We start from the raw sequence: 25,302 nt of genomic DNA, 5'->3' as shown, positions 1-25,302 counted from the left end.
ATCCCACGGATAGCCTGCTGTTGCCGGCCAGCGGCCGGCACTACCGCAGGTGCAGGGCGCAGCCCTGCCGCTTACCCAACCGGCTGCAGCGGCACCTTCGCCAGCACCCGCGCCCAAGGGAACAACGGGCCCGGGTCGCGTTTGCGTGCCACCCTCAGCGTCGGATCATCGCTGGCCGGCACCTGCTCCAGGTCCAGCTGGTCATGCCCGGCAATCCGCTGCAGCGACGGATAGCGCACCACCAGCACCTGCAGCAGCCGCTCCAGCGCTTTCAGTTGCGCCTCGGTGTAGGCCTCGTCCATCGCCTGGTGACGGCTGTCGAACCAGTGCGGGTAGCGCCCGGTATTGACCAGCTCGATGCCCAGCGTATGCGCGTTCATGCCGCGCACGTGGTGGGCCACGCGTTCGGGCGCAACGTACTGCACCACGCTGCCATCGCGGTCGATGTAGAAGTGCCCGCTGTTGCCGGCACCGCTGTCATACAGCACGCGCTCGCCGTACTCGCGGGCCGTCGCCAGATCGGGCAGCTCGGTGCAGTGGATCACCACCATCTCCAGCGTGGCCGGATCGCGCAGCGGCAGTCGGTCGTGGTAGGGCAGGGGCTGCAGCTGCAGGCCGGGCAGGAGCGGGTTGGGCATCCGGCGATGCTAGCATTGCGGCATGAACCTGCCTTCTCTTTCCTGGTTGGCCCGCGCCCACGGAGCACGCGCATGAGTCGCGGCCACTGCATCCTCTCCCATGGCTTCGAAAGCGGCCCGGAGGCGACCAAGGTCACCGCGCTGGCCGAGGTGGCCCAACGCCTGGGCTGGACCCACGAGCGCCCCGACTACACCGATCTGGACGCGATGAGCGAGGTCAGCCGGGTGGGCGACGTGCCGACCCGCCTGCGCCGTCTGGTTGAACGCGCCGCCATCGCTGCCCGTCAGGGGCCGGTGGTACTGGCCGGCTCCAGCCTGGGCGCCTACATTTCCGCCATCGCCTCGCTGCAGGTGCCGGTAGCCGGCCTGTTCCTGATGGTGCCGCCGACCACCATGGGCCCGATGCCGGCGCTGGACGCCGCTGTGGTGCCGACCACGGTGGTGCAGGCCTGGCATGACGACGTGGTACCGGCTGCCGGCGTGATTGCCTGGGCGCAGGCGCGTTCGGCGCAGTTGCTGCTGGTTGACGATGGCCACCGCCTGGAGCGCCACGTGGAGGCCTCTGCGCAGGCCTTCGAGCGCCTGCTGCGGCAACTGTGAAGCCGGGGCGCACGGCGCGCCTGCCCGCATTGACTACAATGGCAGCCCCGCCGCCCCCGGCGCGGGCCTGCCGGCCGTGCCTACGGCCCTCCTTTCCGACCGGCCCGGCCCCTGTGCCGCGCCCGACCACCTGCGAACCGACCCCGTGAAATTCTTCGTCTCCTGCGCCAAGGGCCTGGAATACCTGCTTGCCGATGAACTGTCGGCCCTGGGCCTTGCCAAGGCCACCGCCACCATTGCCGGCGTCAACGCCGAGGGCGAACTGGCGCAGGCGCTGCGGATCGTGATGTGGTCGCGCTTGGCCAGCCGCGTGCTGTGGCCGATCGCCGAGTTCGACTGCCCGGACGAGCAGGCCCTGTATGACGGCGTGCGTGCGCTGCCGTGGCACGAGCACATCACGCCGGAGATGACCCTGGCGGTGGACGCACACGTGTCCGGTGACAAGATCACCCATGCGCGCTTTGCCGCGCAGCGGATCAAGGACGCCATCGTCGACCGGATGCGTGATGAAGGCCTGGAGCGCCCCTCGGTCAACACCGACCTGCCCGATGTGCGCGTCAACCTGTCGCTGCGCAAGGGCCGTGCTTCGCTGTCGATCGACCTCGGCGGTGGCCCGCTGCATCGCCGTGGCTGGCGCGGTGCCGCCCACGAGGCGCCGCTGAAGGAAAACCTGGCCGCCGCGCTGCTGCTGCGCGCGCAGTGGCCGCGCCTGCACACCGCCGGAGGCGGCCTGCTGGACCCGATGTGTGGCAGCGGCACGCTGCTGATCGAAGGTGCACTGATGGCCGCCGACGTCGCCCCTGGCCTGATGCGGCATGGCAGCCTGCCGCCGAGCCGTTGGCTGGGCTTCGACAAGGCGGCCTGGAAGTCCATCCAGAGCGAAGCACGCGAGCGCGAAGCGGCCGGCCTGGCCGCGCTGAAGCCGGTCATCCATGGCAGCGATATCGACCCGGCCGCGATCCAGGCCGCCCGCGAGAATGCAGAGGTTGCCGGCGTCGCCCACGCGATCCGCTTCACCCGCGCCGATGTCGCCGACCTGGCCGCGCCCGAACAGGAGATCGGAGCGGTGGTCTGTAACCCGCCGTACGACGAACGCCTGGCTGCCGATCCGGCGCTGTACCGCGCGTTGGGCAATGCCCTGCAGAAGGCCGTGCCGCAGTGGCGTGCCAGCCTGCTGTGCGGCAATGACGAGCTGGCCTTCGCCACTGGCCTGCGCGCCAGCAAGAAGTACCAGATGTTCAACGGTGCGCTGGAATGCGCGCTGATCGTCTGCGATCCGATCGCTGTGCCGGGCCGTGATCCGGCACAGCCCCGCGAGCTGAGCGAAGGCGCGCAGATGGTGGCCAACCGCCTGCGCAAGAACCTGAAGAAGTTCAAGAGCTGGCGTGCCCGCGAGGACATCACCTGCTTCCGCGCCTACGACGCCGACCTGCCGGAGTACGCGGCGGCCATCGACGTCTACGAGGAAGAGGGGGGCAGGCGGCGTACCTTCCTGCATGTGCAGGAATATGCGGCACCGGCGGCGATTCCCGAGAACGACGTGCGCCGCCGCCGCAATGAGCTGCTGGCCGCCGCGCGCGAAGTGTTCGGCGTGCCACCGGAACAGGTGTCGATGAAATCGCGCGAGCGCGGCAAGGGCGGCAGCAAGTACGGCCGCTTCGAGCAGCGCGACGAGTTCATCGTGGTGCGAGAGAACAACGCGCTGCTGCAGGTGAACCTGTTCGATTACCTGGATACCGGCCTGTTCCTCGACCATCGCCCGCTGCGCCGGATGATGGCCGAGCAGGTGCGTGGCAAGCGTTTCCTCAACCTGTTCTGCTACACCGGCGTGGCCAGCGTGCAGGCCGCCGTGGCCGGTGCCGCCAGCACCACCAGCGTCGACCTGTCGGCCACCTACCTTCAGTGGTGCTACGACAACCTTGCGCTGAACGGGCAGGGGGGCAACCAGCACCTGCTGGTCCAGGCCGACGCGATGGCCTGGCTGGAAGGCGACCGCGGCCAGTACGACGTGATCTTCTGTGATCCACCGACTTTCTCCAACTCCGCCCGCGCCGATGATTTCGACGTGCAGCGCGAACAGGTGAAGCTGCTGCGGGCGGCGGTGGCCCGGCTGGCACCGGGTGGCGTGCTGTACTTCTCCAACAACTTCCGCCGCTTCAAGCTGGAAGAGAACGCCATCGCCGAATTCGCCCAGTGCCGCGAGATCACCGCACGCACCATCGGTCCGGATTTCGAGCGCAACGCGCGCATCCACCGCGCATGGGAACTGAAGCGGCTGGGGTAAGCCCGGTAGTGCCGGCCGCTGGCCGGCAACGGTGTCAGATCCGCAAAGGGTTCATGAGGTGCCGGCCAGCGGCCGGCACTACCCCTGTCTGGCCGGTGGATCCACGCCATGCCTGGATGGTTGTTCAGTAGATCCACGCCATGCGTGGATGGCGGTTACAGCAACGCCACCACCAGCCCCAGCGCCGGCAGCGTGATCGCCAGCGGTGCGATCCACTTCGGCCGGTACGGATACAGCCCGAACGAGAGTGCCACGCCACACATGGTCATTGCGCCCAGCCACAGCACCGGGCCCATCGCCCAGCCGTGATCGGCCACGCACAACGCGAACGCCACCGTCAGCAGGGCCCAGCCCAGCACCCGCCACTGCGTGCGCCGTGCCGGGCTGGCCGCAGCCTTGCCGTGCAGGTCGTACTGGTGTCTTTCCATCGCCAGCGACAGCGCGGTGAACGCGGAAAACGACAGGGTCAACGCCAGCAGCATCATGCACTGGCCTCCGCTTCGGCGGTTTCGACCACAGCCACTGGCGCCGCAGCCGCCGCCGCACGCTTCTTCTTCTCGGCCGCGCTCAGCGGTGGCGTCCAGCGCTGCATGCGCCAGCCGCACATCGCCAGCATTGCGCCGAAGACGATCATCGAAAGATCGACGCCGGCCAGTACCCAGTCGCCGTTGCGCAGGGTGTTGCCCAGGTGCGCATGCGTGGTCAACGCATTGACCACCGGCACCAGTGCGAACGCGGCCGCGCCCAGGTAGAGCTGCCACGCCCACATCATTCGCTTCGGCCAGATGAAGGCGGCCAGCAGCGCGCCGGCCCAAGCGTAGAAGAATACGTTGGCCTCCGCACTCGCGCGCTCGGCGATGTCCAGCGGCAGCAGGCGGTTGCCCCAGAAGTACGCCGCGAAGGCGATCGGCAGGCCAGCCACGGTGCCGATGTTGAGCGCATCGACCAGGCGAAGGCCGAAGCCGGTGCGTCCACTCTTGGCATGCTTCGGTCGTTCCTTCACCGCCCACAGCACCACGCCGCTGGCGACCATCAGGCAGCCCACCAGACCGGACAGGAAGAACAGTGCACGCAGGCCCCAGTCCGCAAAACGCGCCAGGTGCAGGCCGTACAGCACACCACGGGTGGCGGTGGCACCGCCCGATGGCGGCGTTTCCTCAAGCAGAGCACCGCTGACCATGTCGTAACGCACGGCCGGGGTGTCGATGGACAGGCGCTTGCCATCGCGCTGGCGGATGTCGATCACCGCATTGGCCGCCCCCGGATTGGACACGGTGAAACCGGCCACCTCCACGCCGTGCCAATGCGCGCGTGCGCTGTCCAGCAACTGTGCGATCGGCAGCGGCGTGGCGCGGCCCTCGGCGGGCGAGGTCACTTCCGGAAGGCCGCCGAAAGCCTCGCTGATGAATTTGTCCTCGTCCTGGGGGTAGGCGACCTTCACTCCCCACGGCAGGTACATGATCATCAGGGTGACGATGCCGGTGTAGGTGATCATCGCGTGGTACGGCAGCGCCATCACCGCGCTGACGTTGTGGAAGTCGAGCCAGGAGCGCAGGCCCTTGTCCTTGCGGAAGGTGAAGAAGTCCTTGAAGATCTTCTTGTGGGTGATCACGCCGGTGATGATCGCCACCAGCATGAACATCGCGCAGAACCCGACCAGGTAGCGCGCCCAGTACACCGGGATGTAGTGCAGGTCGAAGTGCAGGCGGTAGAAGAAGTCGCCTCCACGGGTCTCGCGCGCCTTCAGTGCCTGGCCGCTGTTCGGGTCCAGCGTGGCGTCGCCGAAGCCACCGCGGCGGCCACGGCTGGGGTCGGCCAGTTCCGGTGGCAGCCGCCAGAACATCTGCATGGCCGGGTTGCGCGGCTGCGGCAGGGTGACGAACCAGTTCTCGGCGTGGCTCGCATTGGCCTGCAGGTAGTCCACCGCGCGCTGCGCGGCGACGTCGATGCTGACGTTGCTGGACGGCAGCTCCGGGCGCATCCAGCGGCTGATTTCTTCACGGTAGTAGCTGGCGGTGCCGGCCATGAAAATCAGCAGCAGCAACCAGCCGACCAGCAGGCCGGTCCAGGTGTGCAGCCAGGCCATCGACTGGCGGAATCCGTTCTTCATGCCCAGGCCCCCAGCATGCGCGCGATGGCAGCCATCAGCAGGGCGGGAGCGAGAATGCCGACCCACGCACGCAGCGCGCTGCGGGTGGCGAACGCCCACAACGCCGCGCAGGCGGCGACCAGGATCGCCAGCAGCATGCCGGTCAGCACGGTCTGGCCGCGCGCGCCGGGCAGCGCCACCGCGCAGAACACGCTGGTCACCGAGGCCAGCGCATAGCCGCCGAAGATCGCGGCCAACGAACGTGACAGCACGCCCCAGCGCGGGTTGGAGAAGAAGGTGCGGGGGCTGGCGGTTGCGGGCGAGCGGTCCACGGCGTTCCTGCAGGTTTCAGTGGAAGAGGGCCGGCGCACCGCAGTGCGCCGGAGGAGGCCATCCCTGGCCTGGCACCGGTCGCAGAACCGGTGCCATCCATCAGGGTCAGAGCTTCCAGCGCAGCGTCACGGTGACATTGCGTGGTTCGCCCCAGTACACGCCGTTGTAGAAACCGACGTTGTTGAAATACTTCTTGTCAAGCAGGTTGTTGATGTTCAGCTGGGCGCTGAAGTTCTCGTTGAAGCGGTAGCCGCCGGCGAGGTTGACCAGGTAGAACGCGTCCTGGGTGATCCTGGCCTTGCTGCGGTCGGGTTTGGTGCTGGTGTTCCAGATGCTGCTCTGCCAGGTCACGCCACCACCCAGCCAGAAGCGGCCGTCGATACCGCCAGGGCGCCAGCTGGTGTTGAGCCGGAAGGTATCCTGCGGGGCGGTGGTCCGCTGCAGCACGCCGTCCTTGTTGCGGATGACGGTGTGGGCGAAACCGGTCGAGACGTTCCACTGCTCGCCGATGCTGCCCTGGGTTTCGATCTCCCAGCCCTTGACCTTGTTGCCCTTGCCGGTGGAGCGGTAGGCCTGGCTGCCGTCGGGCAGCGAGTTCACCGGCACCGAATCATCGATCTCGGCGACGTTGTCCTGCTTGCCCTCGAACACGGCGGCCGAGGCATTGAGCAGGCCGCCGAAGAACTCGGCCTTGACGCCTGCTTCGTACATGTTGCCGACCACCGGCTCCAGGTAGTTGCCATTGCGGTCGCGGTAGTTCTGCGGCTTGAAGATGTCGGTGTAGCTGACATAGCCGCTGAAGATCGAATTGAAGTCGAAGACCAGGCCGGCATACGGGGTGAGCATGTCGTCCGGCCTGTAGCCGGTGCGGGTGGTGCGATTGCGGTTGCCATTGGCATCGTAGCCATAGGCCCAGCTGCGGGTTTCCCAGCTGCCGTAGCGCGCGCCTGCCACCGCCAGCAGCGGGTCGGCCAGGCGCAGCCGCGCGGCAACGTAGGCTGCGCGCTGGCGCAGTTCATTCTGCGAAGACAGCCTGCCCAGGCGGGTCACCGGCAGCACCGGCACATTGCCGGTCCAGTGGCGCCAGTCCGGCACCACGGCATAGGCATCGTCGTAGTCGAAGTCCATGCCTTCCGACTCGCCCTTGCGCACCGACTGGCCCAAGCCGAACACCAGTTCGTGCTCGCGACCGAACAGCTGGAACGGGCCGCCGACGTTGACGTCGAACACGTCCATCGTGCTGTGCTCGTTGAAGTGAGAGATGTAGGCGGTGACGCCGGTTCCATCGGCACGCGGATTGCCGGCGGCGCCGTACCAGACGCTGCCGTCGGTATCACGCACGGCGTGGCTGATATTGCCCTTCACCGACCAGCCGTTGCCGAGCTGCTGCTCCAGCCGCGCGAAGCTGGTCTTCTCCACGATCGGCCAGGCGCTCCACGAGGCCGACAGGTTGGTCGAGCGAGGCAGGTTGGCTGGCGTGCCATCGGCGCCCCAGTACGGCACCACGCCCCAGGTCACGCCGGTGGTACGCGGCGACTGGTATTCGTAGCCCACTTCGAACAGCGCGCTGTCGCTCAGGTCGGCCTGCACGATGCCGTAGAACACATCCTTGTCGAGCGAATAGACATCACGGAATGAATCGCTCTGCTGCTTGGCCGCGACCACGCGCGCACGGATGCGGCCGTCCCAGGCAACCGGACCACCGAGATCGGCTTCCAGGCGGCGGTTGCCCCAGCGTCCCACGGTGAGGTTGGCGCCCATCTGGAAGGTGTCGGTGGGGCGCTTGCGGATCATGCTGATGGTGCCGGAGGGATCGCCGGCGCCGGTGGTCAGGCCGGTGGCGCCACGGATCACCTCGATACGCTCGTAGATCACGCTGTCGGTGTTGGTCTTGACCGAGCCACCGAACGTGTTGAGCATGCCGTCGATCTGGAAATTGTCGATGGTGTAGCCGCGCGAAACATAGTTGATGCGCTCGCTGTCGGTGACCGACACGCTGACGCCGGTCACCTGGCCCATCACGTCCGACAGCGAGAACAGGCCCATGTCGTCCAGGCGCTGGCGGGTGATCACGGTCACCGACTGTGGCGTCTCGCGCAACGACAGGTCCAGCCTGGTCGCGCTGCGCGCGTTCTTCACCGTGTAGCTGTTCGGAATCTCGCCATCGGCGGTCACCTTCACGGTGTCCAGCGTGCGCGCGGAAGATTCAGCGGTGCCGTCGGCGTGTGCCAGCGGAGCGATCATCAGTGCGGTCACGGCCAGGGCCAGCAGAGAGGGACGAGGGAGGTTGAGCGGCATTGCCATCGGTGCGATTCCATGCAGGACGAAACAGGCGATGGAATGCGCAGACGCAGCAACCGCGCGCTCCGCGCACGTCGCCCAGCGAGTCCCATCGACGGTGCGCCACCCGCGCAGTGCGGGCGACCCGGTAGTCGGGGGATGTACACGGGCGAAGGGGCGGGTGGGTGCGTGCTTCCGTGCCCCGCTTGGCTAAGCGTACAACCGATTAGCAAATGATATGCATTCGCATTTCGTTAATCAAGCGTGACGGCACCCGCTCCCGTGCAGGGAGGCTTCAGAAGTGGAAAAGGACCGTCGCAGCGTGCAGCAGCAGGCCGATCAGCCCGCCGACCAGGGTGCCGTTGAAGCGGATGAACTGCAGGTCACGGCCCACGCTCAGTTCCAGCTGTTCGACCAGGTGCCGCTCGTCCCAGCCCTTCACGGTCTGCGCGATATGCGTGGTGACGCCCTCGCGCAGGCGCCCGGTCAGGCGCTGCGCACCTTCCATCAGATGCTGGTTCAGTGCCTCGCGCAGCGCCGGGTCGGCCTGCAGGCTGGCACCGAGCGAACCCAGGCTGCGCTGCAGGTGGCCGACCAGCGCCGAATCCTCGCGCTGCAGGTCCGCCCGCAGGCTGGCGTGGATGCGCGCCCACAGCCCCTGCACGTACTCCTGCAGGGCCGGGTGGTCGATCATTTCCTGCTTGAGCTGCTCGATGCGCTCGGCCAGCGCCGGATCCTCGCGCAGGCGCTGCACGTAGTTCTGCAACCAGGTCTCGTAGTCCTGGCGCAGCGGATGCTGCGGCTCGGCCAGCACCTGCTGCAGCTCTTCCAGCACCGCGCGGGCCAGGCGTTCGGCCAGGCTGTCGCCGATCTCGTCGATCGGCTTGACCCAGTTCACCGTGCTCGACAGCGTCGGCCATTCGCGCTGGATGTAACGCACGATCAGCTGCGAGGCGCGCTCCTTCACTTCCGGCTGCTCCAGCCAGCGTCCCAGGCGCTGCAGGCCCTCGTCCAGCACGCGCTGGTGGCGCCCATCGGCGGTCAGCAGGGCCAGCAGCTCACCGGCGGTGGCGGCGGCATTCCACTGCCGCAGCTGCTGCACCACAAAGGCGTGCAGCTGCCGGCGCACGGCGGTTTCGTCGAAGAAATCCAGCGCCTGCAGCGCCCAGCCGCGGGCCATGTCGGCCAGCATGCGCGAGCGTGCCGGGTCGGCCAGCCAGCTGCCGAGGCGGCTGGCCGGATCGAACACCTGCAGCTTGGCCAGCAGCACACCCGGCTCCAGGAACTGGTCGCGCACGAACAGCGCCAGGCTGTCGCCGATGCGCTCCTTGCTGCGCGGGATGATCGCGGTGTGCGGGATCGGCAGGCCCATCGGCCGCCGGAACAGCGCGACCACAGCGAACCAGTCGGCCAGCGCGCCCACGGCTGCGGCTTCGCAGAAGGCCGAAACCCAGGCCCAGATGCCGCGTTCGCCCTGCCAGTGGCTGACCGCGAAACCGACCAGCATCAACAGCAGCAGGCCCAGTGCGAGGGCTTTCAGGCGCCGCAGCTGGGCGCGGCGCGGATCGTGGGCAGGCGTCATTGCACGAGTCTAACCGCAGCCCGGTGATGCCTGCCTGTAGAGCCGAGCCCATGCTCGGCTGCCTTGCGCGCGGCAAACCGCAGCCGAGCATGGGCTCGGCTCTACATGAGAGGTCCGCGTTTTTTAAAGCGCTTCCAGCTGCTTGCGCAGCGCGGCCAGCTGCGCGCGCAGGGTGTCGTTCTCGCGGGTCAACGCGACCACGCGGCGGCGCAGGGCCGGGGCATCCTCGCCCAGCTGTTCCAGCGCCAACAGCACTTCGGCATCGCGGCTGGCGATCTCGTCCTCATTTGCCTCCTCGAAATCCATCTCGGCTGCTTCCGGCTTCGGCGCGCGCGGCTTGCGCTTGGACTCGCGCACGCGCTTGGCGGCCTGCTTCAGCTCGTCCTTGCCACCGGCGGCGGCAGCGCGCTGCTCCTCTTCGGGCAGGTCGGCCACGGCCGCAGCGGCGCTGATCGAGATCACGCCGGCCTTCACCGCCTCCACCACTTCGGGTGCAGCCTGGGCATGGATGCGCTCGATCATGCCGACCTGGCTGGTACTCAGCTTGGCTTCGCGGGCCAGCTCAGCACGGCTGAGCTTCGGGGCCGGCTCCCACGGCGGGCTGTCTTCGCCGCCTTCGTCGGTGATGTCCGCGGTGCCGTCGCTCTCGCGCTGCAGCTGGGCCTGCTCGACCTGCTTGCGGGCGGCCAGGATGTCGCGCTTGCGCAGCGCCAGCACGCCGCGCTGGAAGTCGGACACGCTGCGACGGCCCAGGTGCTGCTCGATCATCCACAGGTGCACGTCTTCCATGCTCTGGAAGCGGGTGTTCTGTACTGTGTTGAAGGGCAGGCCATGCTTCTGGCAGATGCCGAAGCGGTTGTGGCCGTCGACCAGTACGTTGCCCCACAGGACCAGCGCGTCACGACAGCCCTCGGCCAGGATGCTGCGCTCCAGCGCGTCATGTTCGTCCGCAGTCAGCGGGTCGATATAGGCCTTGAGTTCTTCTTTGACGACGATATCCATGGGCACGGCAGCGAGCAGGAGCGGAACCGCCCATTGTACCCGCTCGCCGCCGCCGGCCAGGGCTCAGGCGGTGGCCCGGATCATCTCGCCCAGCGTGCCGGTGATCTGGTCGATCTGCGCCTTGTCCACGATCAGCGGGGGCGACAGCGCGATGATGTCACCGGTACAGCGCACCAGCAGCCGGCCATCGTGGAAGCAGCGCCGGAACACCTCGTAGCCGCGGCTGCCGGGCATGTCCCGGCGTGGCGCCAACTCGACCGCCCCGACCAGCCCGAAGTTGCGGATGTCGATCACGTTGGGCAGGCCCTGCAGCGCATGCAGCCGTTCCTGCCAGTATTCGCCCAGTTCGATGGCCCGCTCGAACAGGCGCTCCTCGGCGTAGACCTCCAGAGTGGCCAGCGCGGCCGCACAGGCCAGCGGGTGACCAGAGTAGGTATAGCCGTGGAACAGCTCGATGGCCTGCGGTGGCGCCTGCATCAGCGTAGCGTGCACCGCATCGCTGGCCAGCACGCCGCCCAGCGGCACCGCGCCGTTGCTGACCGCCTTGGCGAAGGTCAGCAGGTCGGGGGTGACCCCGAAGCGCTGTGCGGCGAAGGGCATGCCGACCCTGCCGAAGCCGGTGATGACCTCATCGAACACCAGCAGGATGCCGTGGTGATCGCACAGCTCGCGCAGGCGCTGCAGGTAGCCCGGCGCCGGCAGGATGACCCCGGCGGACCCAGCGATGGGCTCGACGAAGACCGCCGCGATGGTCGAGGCGTCATGCAGCGTGATCAGTCTTTCCAGGTCGTCGGCCAGTTCAGCGCCCTGGCGCGGCAGGCCTCTGCTGAATGCATTGCGCTGCAGGTCCAGGGTGTGGCGCAGGTAGTCCACGCCGCCCAGCTGCAGGCCGAACGCCCTGCGGTTGTTGGGCAAGCCGCCTAGTGCCATGCCGCCGAAGCCGACGCCGTGGTAGGCCTTCTCGCGGCTGATGAAGCGCGTGCGCTGGCCCTCGCCGCGCTGGCGGTGGTAGGCCAGCACGATCTTCATCGCGGTATCCACCGCCTCCGAGCCGGAGCTTGTGAAGAACACATGGTTCAGGGGCGTTGGTGCCAATGCGGCCAACCGCTGCGCCAGCGCGAATGCCGGCGGCGAGCCCATCTGGAAGGCGGGCGAGTAATCCAGCGTGCGTGCCTGATCGACGATGGCCTCGACGATGCGCGGCCGCGCGTGGCCGGCGTTGCAGCACCACAGGCCGGCGGTACCGTCGAGGATCTGGCGGCCGTCGACATCCTCGTAGTGCATGCCCTCGGCACGCACCAGCACACGCGGCGCCGCCTTGTACTGGCGGTTGGAGGTGAACGGCATCCAGTACGCCTCCAGTGATTCCGGGCGCTGGGTACCAAGGTCGTGCAGGTCGCTTCCGGGACGCTTCATGCCAGCTCCGTCGGGTCCGATGGGGGAAATGTAGCGCAGCCACGTCACGGTGAAGTCGCGGTCGCGCCGGTATAACCGGGGAAACTGTTCCGTGGAGCCCGACATGGCCGACTTTCCCCACCGCAGCCACTGGCAGGCGTTGTCGCAGCAGCTTTCGATGCCCGGCCAGGCCTTCATCGATGGCCGCTACACCGACGCCGCCAGCGGCGCCCGCTTCGACTGCATCAGCCCCATCGATGGCCGTGTGCTCGCGGCGGTCGCCGACTGCGATGCACAGGACGTGGAGCGCGCAGTGCTGGCGGCGCGGCGTGCCTTCGATGCGGGCCACTGGTCGCAGGCCAGCCCGGCGCATCGCAAGCGCGTGTTGCTGGCGCTGGCCGCGCTGGTGGAGAAGCACGCCGATGAGCTGGCGCTGCTGGAAACCCTGGATATGGGCAAGCCGGTGCGCGACGCACGCCGTATCGACCTGCCCGGCGTGGTGCGCTGCCTGGCCTGGACCGCCGAAGCGGTGGACAAGCTGTACGGGGAAATCGCGCCGACCGGCCCACACGAGCTGGGGCTGGTCACGCGCGAGCCTGCCGGCGTGGCGGCGGTGGTCGTGCCATGGAATTTCCCGTTGCTGATGGCCTGCTGGAAGATCGCGCCGGCACTGGCGATGGGCAATTCGGTGGTCCTCAAGCCGTCCGAGCGTTCGCCACTGTCGGCGTTGCGGCTGGCGGCGCTGGCGGCCGAGGCGGGCCTGCCGGACGGAGTGCTGAACGTGCTGCCCGGCCATGGTGCGCGCGTGGGCGAGCCCTTGGCGCTGCACATGGATGTGGACGTGCTGGCCTTCACTGGTTCCACCGCCACCGGTGCGAAGCTGCTGGAGTATGCAGGACGGTCCAACCTCAAGCGGGTCTGGCTGGAATGCGGTGGCAAGAGCCCCCACCTGGTGTTCGCCGACGCGCCGGACCTGGACGCAGCGGCCAAGGCCGTGGCGCAGGGCATCTTCTTCAACCAGGGCGAAGTCTGCACCGCCGGCTCGCGGCTGCTGGTGCAGCGCTCGATCCGTGAGGACTTCGTGCACCAGGTGATTGCCTATGGCCAGCACATGCAGCCCCGCCATCCACTGGAGGCCGATGCACCGATGGGTGCGCTGGTCGACGCCGCGCACGTGGACAAGGTGCTGGCCGATATCGCCCGTGCCGAAGGCGAGGGCGCTCGTCTGCTGATGGGGGGCCATCGGGCCGAGGTGGAGTCCGGCGGCTGCTACGTGCAGCCCACGGTGTTCGACCAGGTGCGTCCGGACCACGCGTTGGCACGCGAGGAAGTGTTCGGGCCAGTGCTGGCCGTGCTTGGTTTCGACGACGAGGCCGAAGCGGTGCGCGTGGCCAATGACAGCCGCTATGGATTGGCGGCGGGCCTGTGGACGCGTGACCTGGGCCGCGCCCATCGTGTCGCACGCCAGCTGCGCGCCGGCAGCGTCTGGGTGAACGGCTGGGACGGTGGTGACATGACCGCCCCGTTCGGTGGCTACAAGCAGTCCGGCAACGGCCGGGACAAATCGCTGCATGCGTTCGACATGTACAGCGAGATCAAGGCCACCTGGATCCAGTTGTAACGACGCGCCCGCCGAGCGCTTTTCGTAGAGCCGAGCCTACGCTCGGCTGCTGTTTGCTCTTTGTAGAGTCGAGCCATGCTCGACTGCTCTTCGCGAAATGCAGCCGAGCATGGCTCGGCTCTACAAAATGCGAAAAGCCGTCGAGCAAGCTCGACGCCACAGTAATGCGACTACCGGCAACGCGCGCTCACCTGCAGCACCGCCGCACGCAGCATGTCGCGGTCGGCTTCTTCGACGGCGTTCTGGAAATAGTCCATGTCCTGCTTGCCCAGCTGGCACGGGTCGACGATGTAGCCCGGTGGCCACAAACCCAGCAGTTGCGCGACGCCATGCACGATCTGCTCGGGGGTCATCTGCCGACGGATCGGGAAGTAGTTGCGGCGCGCCGCGAATGCCGGGTGTATCTCGCGGCGACCAATAAGACGCGGAGCGACACCCGCAGCGCTGATGCCGTCACCACCGTCGATGCTGCCCGCAGGCAGACTCAGGATCAGTGGCGCCACCGCAGCCGCGTTTTCCGCGGCAGGCTGGGCGCTGTCTGCCTGCGCAACCGGGGCAGGGCGGGGCATCACCGATGCGGCCGGACGCGTCATCTGTGCGGAGGGCAAGGTGGGCTGCTTGGCTACCGGCGTCGGCAGTTCCGGTGGCAGCCAACGCAGCAAGATCCGTGGGCCGTCGTCGCTGCGCAGTTCGATCCGGCCGCTGTCCAGCAGCCACAGAGCAAGCCCGCCATGCACCAGCAGTACCACCAGCCACGCCGCCATCCGCGGCAGCTTCGGCGAATCGGACCACGACAGCGCGACTGCAGTCATCGGCAAAGCGTCCATGCAGGGACCGGTGGCGCAGCCTAGCGGGTGGCCCGAAAAATTCCGTTGGCATCGGTGTCGGCTGAAACCATCGCCCCGTGCGGCCATCGGCCCGTGGCAGAATCGGGCGATCCGCCGTTACCCGTGTTGCCGATGTCGACGATCACCGCTGCCGCGCCGTCCGTGAATTCCCCCCGTCGTGTCCTGCTGGCCAGCCTGATCGGCACCACCATCGAATTCTTCGATTTCTACATCTACGCCACGGCCGCCGTGCTGGTGTTCCCGCACCTGTTCTTCCCGGACAGCAGCGAGCAGGCGGCGCTGCTGCAGTCACTGGCAACGTTCGCGGTCGCGTTCATCGCGCGCCCGGTGGGCTCGGCAGTGTTCGGCCACTTCGGTGACCGTATCGGCCGCAAGGCCACGCTGGTGGCCGCGCTGCTGACCATGGGCTTGTCCACGGTGCTGATCGGCCTGTTGCCCACCCATGCACAGATTGGCCTGTGGGCCCCCGCGTTGCTGGCGCTGTGCCGCTTCGGCCAGGGCCTGGGGCTGGGTGGCGAGTGGGGCGGGGCGGTGCTGCTGGCCACTGAGAACGCACCGCCGGGCAAGCGCGCCTGGTATGGCATGTTCCCGCAGCTGGGTGCGCCGCTTGGCTTCCTGCTGTCGGCCGGCATTTTCCTGGTGCTCGGCCGCTGCCTGAGCCAGGACGACTTCCTGCAGTGGGGCTGGCGCATTCCGTTCGTGGCCAGCGCGTTGCTGGTCGGCCTCGGCCTGTGGGTGCGCCTGAACATCCACGAGACCCCCGATTTCAGGCAGGCGCTGGAGCGCAAGGCGCCGGTGCGGCTGCCGATGTGGACGGTGCTGCGTGACCACCCGGTGCCGATGCTGCTGGGTACCCTGGGCGCGTTCGCCACCTTCGTGCTGTTCTACCTGATGACCGTGTTCAGCCTCGGCCATGGCACCGCCGTGCTGGGCTACAGCCGCGAGCAGTTCCTGCTGATGCAGATGGCCGGCATGCTGTTCTTCGCGCTGGGCATCCCGCTGTCGGCACGCTATGGCGACCGCTGGGGCACGCGTCGCACCATGATCGTCGCCAGCGTGCTGATTGTCGGCTTCGGCGTGCTGTTCGCACCGCTGTTCCAGCCGCACAGCCCATGGCTGGTCACTGCGTTCCTGTGCCTGGGATTGTTCCTGATGGGGCTGACCTACGGCCCCTGTGGCACCTTCCTGGCCGAAATCTACCCGGTGGAAGTGCGCTACACCGGCGCCTCGCTGTCATTCAACCTGGCCGGCATTCTGGGTGCGGCGCCGGCGCCGTACCTGGCCACCTGGCTGGCGGAACGCTTCGGCCTGGTCGCGGTCGGCTACTACCTGTGCCTGACCGCGGTTGCCACCCTGTGCGCGCTGGTGGCACTGCACCGGCGCGCGCTGCGGCTCAACCAAAGAAGCGCTTGAGCGTGCGACCCAGCCAGCCACCGCCCTGGTGTTCGCGGGCGAACTGGTTCAGGTGCGCCTTGACCTGTTCGGCATAGGCCTGGTCATCACCACGGATATGGTTGAACAGCCAGCGCGAGAGCATGGTCCGTAGTTCGTCGCTGATGTCCTCGCCGGCCTGGAAGCGCATGCGGTATTCCGATACCCGCTTGATGAAGACCTCGTGCACGCGCTTGTGCGCGGCACAGAACGGATAGCCCGCCTCTTCCATCAGCTCTTCCTCGAACGCGAAGTGCGACAGGGTGTAGTCCACCACTTCGTCGATCACTTCACCCACCGCCGCACGCTGCATGCTGGCCTGTGCCACGTGCAGGTGGTTGAGCATCTCGATGATGCGGCGGTGTTGTTGGTCGATCACATCGATGCCGATGTTCAGATCGTCCTGCCAGACCAGTAGTGCCATCCCCCGGCTCCCCTTCATGCGTATGTCGGGGCCGACTGTAGAACTGCCGCGCGGGTGCGGCGTTGATCTGGATCAAGGCGGGCCGGTCAAGGCAGGGCAGGCTCGCGGGGGCGCAGCGGGCTGGCCACCGTGGTGCAGCTGACCCGGTTGCGGCCACCGGCCTTGGCCAGGTACAGCTGGCGGTCGGCCTCGGAGATCAGCCGGTGCAGCGCATCGCGCTGCGGGCGCAGGCAGCACAGGCCGATGCTCACGGTCATGCGCAGGGTAGCGCTGCCGATGTCCACTTCCAGCGCAGCGATGCGCTGGCGCAGTTCCTCGAAGTACAGCAGCGCCTCGTCCTGTTCCATGTCCGGCACCAGCAGGCAGAACTCCTCGCCACCGAAGCGTGCGATCAGGTCCTGGCTGCGTGCATGTGCGGCCACCGCGCCGGCCACCGAGCGCAGCGCATCATCGCCGGCCTCGTGGCCGTGGGTGTCGTTGATGTGCTTGAAGTGGTCGATGTCGATCATCGCCACCGCCACGCACTGGCCATGCAGCTGCAGCTGTGGCAGCTGGCGCTGGCTCTGTTCCAGGAAGAAGCGTCGGTTGGGCAGCCCGGTGAGGAAGTCGCGGGTGGCCAGATCCTGCAGAGTGCCGATCAGCTCCAGCTGGTCCACGTTCTGCGAGACGCGGCAGAAAAACTCCTCGCGCGAGAACGGCTTGCGCAGGAAGTCGTTCGCACCGTTCTTAAGGAAGCGTGGGATCAGCGAGGCATCGGTATTGCCGGAGATGCCGATCACCGCCACCTTGTCGCGCGAGCGCAGGGTACGCAGGCGGCGGGTGAACTCCACGCCCTGCATGCCGGGCATTTCCTGATCGACCACCGCCAGGCGGATTGCCGGATGCGCCTCGATGGCAGCCAGGCCCTCGTTGCCGTCGGCGGCTTCATGCACCTCATGGCCGTACATGCGCAGCAGGGCCGCAGCGTAGCCACGCGCAGACGGCGAATCGTCCACCACCAGCGCGGCGATGCGGCGGTTGCGTTCCAGCCGCTGCACCAGCCACACCAGGTAATCGATGCTGCCGGGGGTGTTCTTCAGCACGTAATCGATGATCTGCTGCTGCAGCACGCGCTTGCGCAGGTCCTCGTCGTACACGCCGCTGACCACCACCGTTGGCAGGTCGCGCTTCAGGAAGAACTCGACCACCGCATCACGGTCGCCGTCGGCCAGCACCAGCCCGGTCAGCACCAGGAACCAGCCGGCACCTTCGCTGAGCAGGCGATCGGCCTCGGCGAGGGTGGAAGCGATCACCACCGGCAGTTCCAGGCGCTGTTCGATGGCTTCGCGCAGCATGCCGGTGAACGCACGGGAATTTTCGACCAGCAGGATCCGCTGTGGCAGGGGATCGGCCAGGTCGCCATCGACGGCGGCCTGCGGCAGGACGGGCATGATGCGGTGGCTCACAAAGGAGGGCTCGGCACGGATAGCGGCGGTTTCGGGCGTAACTTTAGGACGAAAACGTCCGTGCTCGTCGTTTGGCCCATTGCTCAGATGGGAAGCGGTTAGTATCAGCTGGAGGTTCTCGATTTCAACTTCGACCTGGAGGTCACTGTGCGATTTTTATGTTTTGGTGCGGCTACTGGATTTCTGATGATTGCCGCTGCCCCGGCAATCGCGGGCGGTCCCTCGGATTTTCATGGAAAGCCATTGGCTACGGCTGGGTTGGGGCAGGCCAGTCCGGCTGCGGTCAATCTCAGCCAGGACCCCAGCTGGCAGCTGTATGGATTCCAGCGTGATGGCATTACCTATTTGCAGGTGAACGACCTCCTCGGAAACGTGCAGCTGATTATCGGCAACGCAGGGGGGACCTACTGGGTGCTGCCGGCAGGCAACAATGCGACCAAGGTTTCGCTGCCCCAGCAGAAGATCCAGATACCGGCAGGCGCCAGCCGCTCGCAGATCTACAGCGGCAGCGATTTTTCGCTGGTGCGTTATCGTAGTGGCGGCGAGGTCATCTGGTCGGTTGAAACACCGTAAAGACGTAGAAGTGCGCAGCGGTGTCGGGATATCCTGCGCCGCTGCGCTTGCCGCGATGAACGCGGCAGAGGGCGATTATTGTAGGGCCGGCCCTTTGGCGGACACCGGCCATCAGATCTGGGTCTGCGAGTTTCCCTGCCCGGAGGTGGTCACGTGATCCATAGCGTTGAACGATGCAATGCCGATGGCGGCGGAGTCACCCGTCTCCACCATCGCCATCCGTATCCGATTCCGATGGCACTGCACTGTTCCGCCATAGGCAATCGTGCGGCCAGCCAAGCGCTCGACCGTGGCGGTGACGGTTGACGGTGACAGGCTGCGGTATGAATCCAGCAGTGCGACCGTCATCAGGATGCCGCGGCGTCCTCCTCTCCTGCCGCAACGCACGCGGATGCTGATCTGACCGGATTCCCTGTTGATCAACAGCGAAACGGCATCGGTGAGGGCGCGATAGGCGGCCAGCTGCAGGCCGACACTGAGCTGACAGGGATCGCCGAGCAATCGAGGGCGCATCACGCGATGGCTCAGGTCCCAGGTTTCGCGTACGCCGCCGGCCTGGAGGGCGACGTAGAGCCCAAGATGTTCCAGTGCTGCGGGATAGACCATGCTGGTTTGTTCGCGGAACTGTCGCGAATGGACCGAAGCCATATGCAGGAGACTGTTCGCTATCGTGGGATGGCCATGCGCATTGAGCCAATTCACCACCTCGCTGAGCGAGGTGTCGATGCCGTCCCCCAGCTTCCTCAGGTGTCGCGCGCGCTCACGGAGATCAAGCTCGCTTGCCACCAGTGAATTGCGCGCGTGCTTGAGCGCATCTCTTTCACCCACTTCGCCCAATCGCGAACGGTGGTAGTAGTGGGTGATGCGCGACCCTAACACCAGCAGTGCAGCGCCGGTGACCGCCATGATCTGCTGGGTCGCGAACGCAGCTGGATCGAACGCACCCGTGTAGGGGCTTGGGGTGGTCAGGCCAATGATCAGGTTGAGCGACGGTACTCCGATCGCCGCACCTCGCCAGCCATACAGACAGGTGAGCACGACGACCGGCAGCGCCATCAGCAGCTGCATCGATGTCTTGGCGTTGGCTTCGTCCAAGGGCAGCTGTGCGGCATACAGGCCAATTATGGCCATCAGCGTCAGGGCAGCGAGTGCAGGCGGGGCGAAACCTGATGTCCAACGGGCGTTGCCGGTCCGGCGTGTCCACAGCAACGCAAGCGGTGCAAGGGTCAGTATGCCGATGAAGTCGCCAACGACCAGGCGCGCGATGCTCGCAAGTACCGGCATCTCCGGAGGTGTCGGCCACAGAAGGTGTGCCAACATCAGATTGAGCGCCGTGACCACCAGTGCCGAAGCCGCCGCGACTGAAATCAGCCATGCATTCTTCGTGGTCACCATCATTTTCCGGTGCAGATGCACGATCAGCATCACTGCAGGCATCAGCAGTGCCGAACCAAGCACTATCCAGGCCAGTCCATACTTCTCGATCATTGGCACGCGCATCTGCGCAAAGTAGGCGTATTCGCCCAGCAGCAGGTACGGCCACCATCGAGGCGGGAACAACAGCACCGCAGCCACGCGGACGCCGGCGGGCAGGTAGAACTGGTCGAGCGACAACTGGCGAGACGCCCAGCATGCGATGGCGTACAACAGCGCAAGGACCAGCCCCGCCGGGCGGATACGCAACTTCAACTGCAGGCCTTCATTCCACCAGTTCAATCGCACATCTCCCTCTAGTACGTTCCCTGTCAGCATCCATTCGCCGCGGGACCCGGTTCTGAGGGACGGTATCGGCATGAAATAGATAATGCAATTGCCGATGCGATCTGCCGATCAAATGAGAATTCCGTCACGCCCTTCTGGATGAGTGCTCTTCACATGCTGTGGAGGTCCGGGAATTGCCAGTTCTTCGGAATCTCTCCGTGTCAGCTCACTGTTTCACCACAACGCATCCCGCAGCTTGTACCACGACATCGCCGCCACCAGCAGCGGCGTGCGCAGCAGCCGGCCGCCAGGGAAGGGGGCATGCCGCAGGCGCTGGAACACGTCCAGGCGCTCACTCTGGCCTGCAATGGCGGCGGCGATCACCTCGCCGGCCAGCCCGGCGGCGGCCACCCCATGGCCGGAGAACCCCTGCGCGAAGTACAGATTGCCGTCCAGTCGACCCCAATGTGGGGCGCGGTTGCGGGTAATGTCCACATAACCGCCCCAGACCTGCTCCAGTGCCACGTCGGCCAGCTGCGGGAATACCTGGTGCATGCGCCGCTGCATCACCCTGCGCAGGCCGGGCGGGGGCAGTGCTGAATAGCTGGCACGGCCACCAAACAGCAGGCGGTGGTCGTGGCTGAGACGGAAGTAGTCCAGTGCCCAGGCGGTGTCGGCCACGGCCATGTTGTTGCCGATCAGGGCATGGGCGCGCTCGGCACCCAGCGGCGCGCTGGCGCCGATATAGGTGCCGACCGGCATGATCCGCCGTTCCAGCTCGGGCAGCAGGCCCTGCAGCCAGGCGTTGCCGGCCACCACCAGATGCGCGGCGCGCACGCTTCCCTGCGCGGTATGCAGGGTGGGCTGCGGTCCGCGCTGCACGCGGGTCACTGCGGAGTTCTCATGGATCACCGCGCCGGCCGCACGCGCCGCATCGGCCAGTCCGCGGGCATAGGCCAGGGGCTGCAGATGCGCGCTGAGCGGATCGAACATCGCGGCGCGGTAGCGCGGGCTGTCCAGCTGTGCGCGCAGGGCATCACGGTCCCACCACTGCATGGGGTAGTCGTAGTGGCGTTGCAGATGCTCGCAGTTAGCCCGCAGGTCGCGCTCATGGCGTTCGCGGATGGCGACGCTGGCGTGGCCTTCCACCCAATGGCAGTCGATGCCGTGGCGATCGATGCGTGTGCGCATTGCCTGCACCGCGTCGCGTGACCAGTCGAACAGGTGGCGCGCATCATCACGACCGAGCTGACGCTCCAGCTCGTCCACCTCGCAGCCATAGCCGACCAGCGCCTGGCCACCGTTGCGACCGGACGCGCCCCAGCCGATCCGCTGCGCGTCCAGCACCACCACGCGCTGGCCGCGCGTAGCCAGTTCCAGGGCTGCGGTCAGGCCGGTATAGCCGGCGCCCAGCACCGCGACATCGGCCTGCACATCCCCCCGCAACGAGGGCAGTGCGGGCGGTTCGGGCAGGCTGGCGGCGTACCAGCTGGGCGGGAAGGCGGCGCTCACCGCAGGCCTCGCGGGCGCAGTGCGGGAGGGGGGAGCGGGGGAGGACGATCAGCATTCACCCGCGTAGTTTCGCCGATGCGTGACAGCCATGGTGTGACGGCGACGACTTGCCGCCTTCGCCGGGCGACGGGTAACGTGTCGGCACGTCAAGGAGTTTTTCCATGCGCCGCCTGCCCTGGGTGGGCCTGCCCACCGACAGTACCGTGCTCGGCCATCACCGCTTCGCGGCGGCCGGCGAGAAGTACGTGCGCGCGCTGGCCGAGGCCGCCGAAGTGACCCCGGTGGTGCTGCCGAGCCTGCAGCCTCCTTTGCCGGTTGGCGACTGGCTGCAGGGGCTTGATGGCCTGCTGTTGACCGGCGCGGTCAGCAACATCGAACCGCAGCACTACGAGGGCGGTCGCAGCTGGCCGGGCAATCTGCATGACCCGGCCCGTGATGCCAATGCGTTCGCGTTGCTTCGTGAGGCTTTGGCGCAGGATCTTCCGGTACTGGCGATCTGCCGCGGCTTCCAGGAACTGAACGTCGCGCTGGGTGGCAGCCTGCATCCGCAGGTACACGCGGTGCCTGGCCTGGCTGACCATCGCGAAGACCCGCAGGCGCCGGTGGAGGTGCAGTACGGACCGGCCCACGCGGTTACCCTGGTTGCCGATGGCTGGCTGGCGCAGTGGCACGGCAGCGACCGGGCGCAGGTCAATTCGGTGCACGGGCAGGGCATTGCCCGCCTCGCGCAGGGCCTGCAGGTCGAGGCCGTGGCCGACGATGGGCTGGTCGAAGCGGCACGCAGCCTGCACCATCGTTTCGTGCTCGGCGTACAGTGGCACCCGGAGTGGCGTGTCATGCAGGCGCCGTTCTATCACGCTATTTTCCGTGCGTTCGGCCAGGCTTGCCGGCAGCACCAACAGAACCGACTGGATTCCCGATGAGTTCCCGAACGCGCCCGCGCAAGACGGCCACGCCCCCCGCACCGCAGGAAAGCACGCTGCTGCGCTGGCTGAAGGAGCGGCGCATCACCGAGGTGGAGTGCCTGGTGCCGGACATCACCGGCAACGCGCGCGGCAAGATCATTCCCGCCGACAAGTTCTCGCACGACTACGGCACGCGCCTGCCTGAGGGCATCTTCGCCACCACCGTCACCGGCGAGTTCCCTGACGATTACTACGAGCTGACCTCGCCGTCCGACTCGGACATGATGCTGCGCCCCGATCCGGACACGGTGCGTATGGTGCCGTGGGCGGCCGACGCCACCGCGCAGGTCATCCACGATTGCTACACCAAGAGCGGTGAGCCGCACGAACTGGCGCCGCGCAACGTGCTGCGCCGCGTGCTGGCAGCCTACGCCGAGCTGGGCCTGCGCCCGGTGGTGGCGCCGGAGCTTGAGTTCTTCCTGGTGCAGAAGAACACCGACCCGGACTTCCCGCTGCTGCCACCGGCCGGCCGCTCCGGGCGCCCGGAGACCGCGCGGCAGTCGTACTCGATCGACGCGGTCAACGAGTTCGACCCGATCCTCGACCTGATGTACGACTACGCCGATGCGATGAAGCTGGACGTGGACACGCTGATCCACGAATCCGGTGCGGCGCAGCTGGAGGTCAACTTCACCCATGCCGATGCGATGGACCTGGCCGACCAGGTATTCCTGTTCAAGCGCACCATGCGCGAGGCGGCGATGCGCCACGGGGTGTACGCCACCTTCCTGGCCAAGCCGATGGAAAACGAGCCGGGCAGTGCCATGCACATCCACCAGAGCCTGGTGCGGATGAGTGACGGCAGCAACGTTTTTGCCGGTGATTCCGATGCCGAGGGCGAGTTCAGCCCAGTGTTCGGCCATTACCTGGGTGGCCTGCAGAAGTACGCGCCGCAGGCGATGGCGTTCTTCGCGCCGAACGTGAACTCCTACCGCCGCCTGGTGTTCGGCGAGGTCTCGCCGAGCAACGTGCACTGGGGCTTCGACAACCGTACCTGCGGGCTGCGCGTGCCGCTGGATACGCCGGAAAACATGCGCGTGGAGAGCCGTTTCGCCGGCTCCGACGCCAACCCGTACCTGGCAATGGCGGCCACCCTGGCCTGCGGCCTGCTGGGCATCCGCGAGCGGTTGGCACCGGATGCGCCGGTGACCGGCAGCGCCAAGGAACTGGGCTACAACCTGCCGCGCTCGCTGGGCGAGGCGCTGGACGGGCTGGAGCAGTGCAGCGAGCTCCAGGCCCTGCTGGGCGAGCGTTTCTGCCGCGCCTACATCTCGGTCAAGCGCAAGGAATACGAGACCTTTTTCCGCGTCATCAGCTCGTGGGAGCGCGAGTTCCTGCTGCTGAACGTCTGAGCATCTGGAATAGAAAAATCCGCCGCCGGGGGGTAGGCTGGCACCCGTCGCCGGCACCACCGGCCCCCCTTCCCGCATTCTGGAGCACCCGATGAAGCTGCGTATCCTCACGCTCGGCCTGGCCTCCGCCATGCTTGCCGCCTGTGGCGGTGGCAACGGCGGCGCGCAGGACAGCCAGGTCCTGAACGTCTACAACTACAGCGATTACATCGCCGAGGACACCATTCCGACCTTCGAGAAGGAGAGCGGGATCAAGGTGACCTACGATGTGTTCGACAGCGATGAGATGGTCGAGACCAAGCTGCTGGCCGGCAACAGCGGCTACGACGTGGTGGTGCCGACGCTGAACTTCTTCGGCCGCCAGATCCAGGCCGGCGTGTTCCTGCCGCTGGACAAGAGCAAGATCCCGAACCTGGCCAACCTCGATCCGGCGGTGATGAAGCGCATCGCCACCCAGGATCCGGGCAACCAGTACGGCGTGCCGTACATGATCGGCACCACCGGCATCGGCTACAACGTGGACATGCTGAAGCAGCGCTTCGGTGGCAGCACCGACATCGCCAACAGCTGGGACCTGGTGTTCAAGCCGGAGAACATCAGCAAGATGAAGGACTGCGGCGTGACCATCCTGGACACGCCGGCCGACATGATCCCGATCGCGCTGCATTACCTGGGCCTGGACCCGCACAGCGGCGACCCGGCCGAACTGCAGAAGGCGGCCGACCTGCTGAAGTCGATCCGCCCGTACGTTCAGAATTTCCACTCCTCGCAGTACGTGGGTTCGCTGGCCAACGGCGGTACCTGCCTGGTGGTCGGCTGGTCCGGTGACATCATCCAGGCCCGCGACCGCGCCGAGGAAGCCAGCAATGGCGTGCACGTGGCTTATTCGATCCCGAAGGAAGGTGCGCCGCAGTGGTTCGACATGCTGGCGATCCCGAAGGACGCCAAGCACCCGGAAGCGGCTTACAGGTTCATCAACTACCTGCTGGAACCGAAGGTCGCTGCGGCCAACACCAACTTCATCCACTACGCCAACCCGATCCCGACCGCAACGCCGCTGGTGGACGAGGCGATCCGCACCGACCCGACCATCTATCCGCCGGCGGATGTTGCCGAGAAGATGTTCACCTACTCGATCAACACGCCGGAGACCGACAAGCTCTACACCCGGCTGTGGACCGAGGTGAAGACCGGCCGCTGAGCCGGTCTGGCGCCGTCGGGCCTTGC

Annotated in this window: 21 protein-coding genes; 8 read left to right on the top strand and 13 right to left on the bottom strand. The window is 66.9% G+C overall.

The window, feature by feature from the left end:
* Positions 1-71 precede the first annotated feature (71 nt).
* On the bottom strand, positions 72-638 hold the full coding sequence (locus G370_RS0101835; protein ID WP_019659069.1) for an N-acetylmuramoyl-L-alanine amidase: 567 nt from the start codon (positions 636-638) through the stop codon (positions 72-74).
* A 72-nt stretch (positions 639-710) separates the two neighbouring features.
* On the opposite strand from G370_RS0101835, the gene G370_RS0101830 reads away from it, so the two are divergent.
* Together G370_RS0101830 and rlmKL are read left to right on the top strand one after the other, a co-directional pair.
* Positions 711-1,238, top strand: a complete 528-nt coding sequence (locus tag G370_RS0101830) for an alpha/beta hydrolase (RefSeq protein WP_019659068.1) — start codon at positions 711-713, stop codon at positions 1,236-1,238.
* A 145-nt stretch (positions 1,239-1,383) separates the two neighbouring features.
* Positions 1,384-3,522 (top strand): bifunctional 23S rRNA (guanine(2069)-N(7))-methyltransferase RlmK/23S rRNA (guanine(2445)-N(2))-methyltransferase RlmL, encoded by a 2,139-nt coding sequence (gene rlmKL, locus G370_RS0101825; protein WP_019659067.1) that lies wholly within the window; start codon positions 1,384-1,386, stop codon positions 3,520-3,522.
* Positions 3,523-3,677: 155 nt separating this feature from the next.
* Here the strand turns inward: rlmKL and G370_RS0101820 are convergent, their stop codons facing one another.
* The 7 genes from G370_RS0101820 to aptA all read right to left on the bottom strand — a co-directional run bounded on the left by G370_RS0101820 (position 3,678) and on the right by aptA (position 12,224).
* The gene (locus tag G370_RS0101820; protein WP_019659066.1) at positions 3,678-4,007 is read right to left on the bottom strand and encodes a DUF3325 domain-containing protein; all 330 of its coding nucleotides are present in this window, start codon (positions 4,005-4,007) and stop codon (positions 3,678-3,680) included.
* Positions 4,004-5,632, bottom strand: coding sequence for a PepSY-associated TM helix domain-containing protein (locus tag G370_RS0101815; protein ID WP_019659065.1), 1,629 nt, complete (start codon positions 5,630-5,632; stop codon positions 4,004-4,006). The genes G370_RS0101820 and G370_RS0101815 overlap by 4 nt, the downstream gene beginning before the upstream one ends.
* The gene (locus G370_RS0101810; RefSeq protein ID WP_010486186.1) at positions 5,629-5,943 is read right to left on the bottom strand and encodes a DUF3649 domain-containing protein; all 315 of its coding nucleotides are present in this window, start codon (positions 5,941-5,943) and stop codon (positions 5,629-5,631) included. The genes G370_RS0101815 and G370_RS0101810 overlap by 4 nt, the downstream gene beginning before the upstream one ends.
* A gap of 106 nt (positions 5,944-6,049) precedes the next feature.
* Positions 6,050-8,248 carry a TonB-dependent siderophore receptor gene (locus tag G370_RS0101805; protein ID WP_019659064.1) on the bottom strand — a complete coding sequence of 733 codons (2,199 nt, stop codon included), beginning with the start codon at positions 8,246-8,248 and terminating at the stop codon, positions 6,050-6,052.
* A gap of 271 nt (positions 8,249-8,519) precedes the next feature.
* The gene (locus G370_RS0101800; protein ID WP_019659063.1) at positions 8,520-9,806 is read right to left on the bottom strand and encodes a DUF445 domain-containing protein; all 1,287 of its coding nucleotides are present in this window, start codon (positions 9,804-9,806) and stop codon (positions 8,520-8,522) included.
* A 123-nt stretch (positions 9,807-9,929) separates the two neighbouring features.
* On the bottom strand, positions 9,930-10,808 hold the full coding sequence (locus tag G370_RS0101795; protein WP_019659062.1) for a hypothetical protein: 879 nt from the start codon (positions 10,806-10,808) through the stop codon (positions 9,930-9,932).
* Positions 10,809-10,871: 63 nt separating this feature from the next.
* Entirely contained in the window at positions 10,872-12,224 is a 1,353-nt protein-coding gene (gene aptA, locus G370_RS0101790) for an omega-aminotransferase AptA (RefSeq protein WP_019659061.1), read from the bottom strand.
* A gap of 103 nt (positions 12,225-12,327) precedes the next feature.
* On the opposite strand from aptA, the gene G370_RS0101785 reads away from it, so the two are divergent.
* Positions 12,328-13,824 carry an aldehyde dehydrogenase gene (locus G370_RS0101785; protein WP_019659060.1) on the top strand — a complete coding sequence of 499 codons (1,497 nt, stop codon included), beginning with the start codon at positions 12,328-12,330 and terminating at the stop codon, positions 13,822-13,824.
* A 170-nt stretch (positions 13,825-13,994) separates the two neighbouring features.
* On the opposite strand, the gene G370_RS0101780 is transcribed toward G370_RS0101785, so the two are convergent.
* Positions 13,995-14,636, bottom strand: coding sequence for a hypothetical protein (locus G370_RS0101780; RefSeq protein WP_019659059.1), 642 nt, complete (start codon positions 14,634-14,636; stop codon positions 13,995-13,997).
* A gap of 147 nt (positions 14,637-14,783) precedes the next feature.
* Here G370_RS0101780 and G370_RS0101775 point away from each other — a divergent pair, with 147 nt between their 5' ends.
* Positions 14,784-16,085: an MFS transporter gene (locus tag G370_RS0101775; protein WP_019659058.1), complete on the top strand. Its 1,302-nt coding sequence runs from the start codon at positions 14,784-14,786 to the stop codon at positions 16,083-16,085.
* On the opposite strand, the gene G370_RS0101770 is transcribed toward G370_RS0101775, so the two are convergent.
* Entirely contained in the window at positions 16,066-16,527 is a 462-nt protein-coding gene (locus G370_RS0101770) for a bacteriohemerythrin (protein ID WP_019659057.1), read from the bottom strand. The genes G370_RS0101775 and G370_RS0101770 overlap by 20 nt on opposite strands.
* 86 nt (positions 16,528-16,613) lie before the next feature.
* Positions 16,614-17,957, bottom strand: a complete 1,344-nt coding sequence (locus G370_RS0101765) for a diguanylate cyclase (protein WP_026346917.1) — start codon at positions 17,955-17,957, stop codon at positions 16,614-16,616.
* A 201-nt stretch (positions 17,958-18,158) separates the two neighbouring features.
* On the opposite strand from G370_RS0101765, the gene G370_RS0101760 reads away from it, so the two are divergent.
* Positions 18,159-18,545, top strand: coding sequence for a hypothetical protein (locus G370_RS0101760; protein WP_227199817.1), 387 nt, complete (start codon positions 18,159-18,161; stop codon positions 18,543-18,545).
* 111 nt (positions 18,546-18,656) lie between these two features.
* Here G370_RS0101760 and G370_RS01000000120650 read toward each other — a convergent pair whose 3' ends face one another.
* Both G370_RS01000000120650 and G370_RS0101750 read right to left on the bottom strand, forming a co-directional pair.
* On the bottom strand, positions 18,657-20,267 hold the full coding sequence (locus tag G370_RS01000000120650; protein ID WP_080112490.1) for an MASE1 domain-containing protein: 1,611 nt from the start codon (positions 20,265-20,267) through the stop codon (positions 18,657-18,659).
* A 213-nt stretch (positions 20,268-20,480) separates the two neighbouring features.
* On the bottom strand, positions 20,481-21,758 hold the full coding sequence (locus tag G370_RS0101750; protein WP_019659053.1) for an NAD(P)/FAD-dependent oxidoreductase: 1,278 nt from the start codon (positions 21,756-21,758) through the stop codon (positions 20,481-20,483).
* 161 nt (positions 21,759-21,919) lie between these two features.
* Here G370_RS0101750 and G370_RS0101745 point away from each other — a divergent pair, with 161 nt between their 5' ends.
* The 3 genes from G370_RS0101745 to G370_RS0101735 all read left to right on the top strand — a co-directional run bounded on the left by G370_RS0101745 (position 21,920) and on the right by G370_RS0101735 (position 25,276).
* Positions 21,920-22,681, top strand: coding sequence for a gamma-glutamyl-gamma-aminobutyrate hydrolase family protein (locus tag G370_RS0101745; RefSeq protein WP_019659052.1), 762 nt, complete (start codon positions 21,920-21,922; stop codon positions 22,679-22,681).
* A complete protein-coding gene (locus G370_RS0101740; protein WP_019659051.1) occupies positions 22,678-24,075 on the top strand; it encodes a glutamine synthetase family protein in 1,398 nt (465 codons plus the stop codon). The genes G370_RS0101745 and G370_RS0101740 overlap by 4 nt, the downstream gene beginning before the upstream one ends.
* Positions 24,076-24,166: 91 nt before the next feature.
* Positions 24,167-25,276, top strand: coding sequence for a polyamine ABC transporter substrate-binding protein (locus G370_RS0101735; RefSeq protein ID WP_019659050.1), 1,110 nt, complete (start codon positions 24,167-24,169; stop codon positions 25,274-25,276).
* Positions 25,277-25,302: the final 26 nt, after the last annotated feature.

This window comes from Stenotrophomonas hibiscicola ATCC 19867 (genome assembly GCF_000382065.1).
Taxonomy (GTDB): domain Bacteria; phylum Pseudomonadota; class Gammaproteobacteria; order Xanthomonadales; family Xanthomonadaceae; genus Stenotrophomonas; species Stenotrophomonas hibiscicola.
This window is presented reverse-complemented; position numbering and strand designations above follow the sequence as displayed.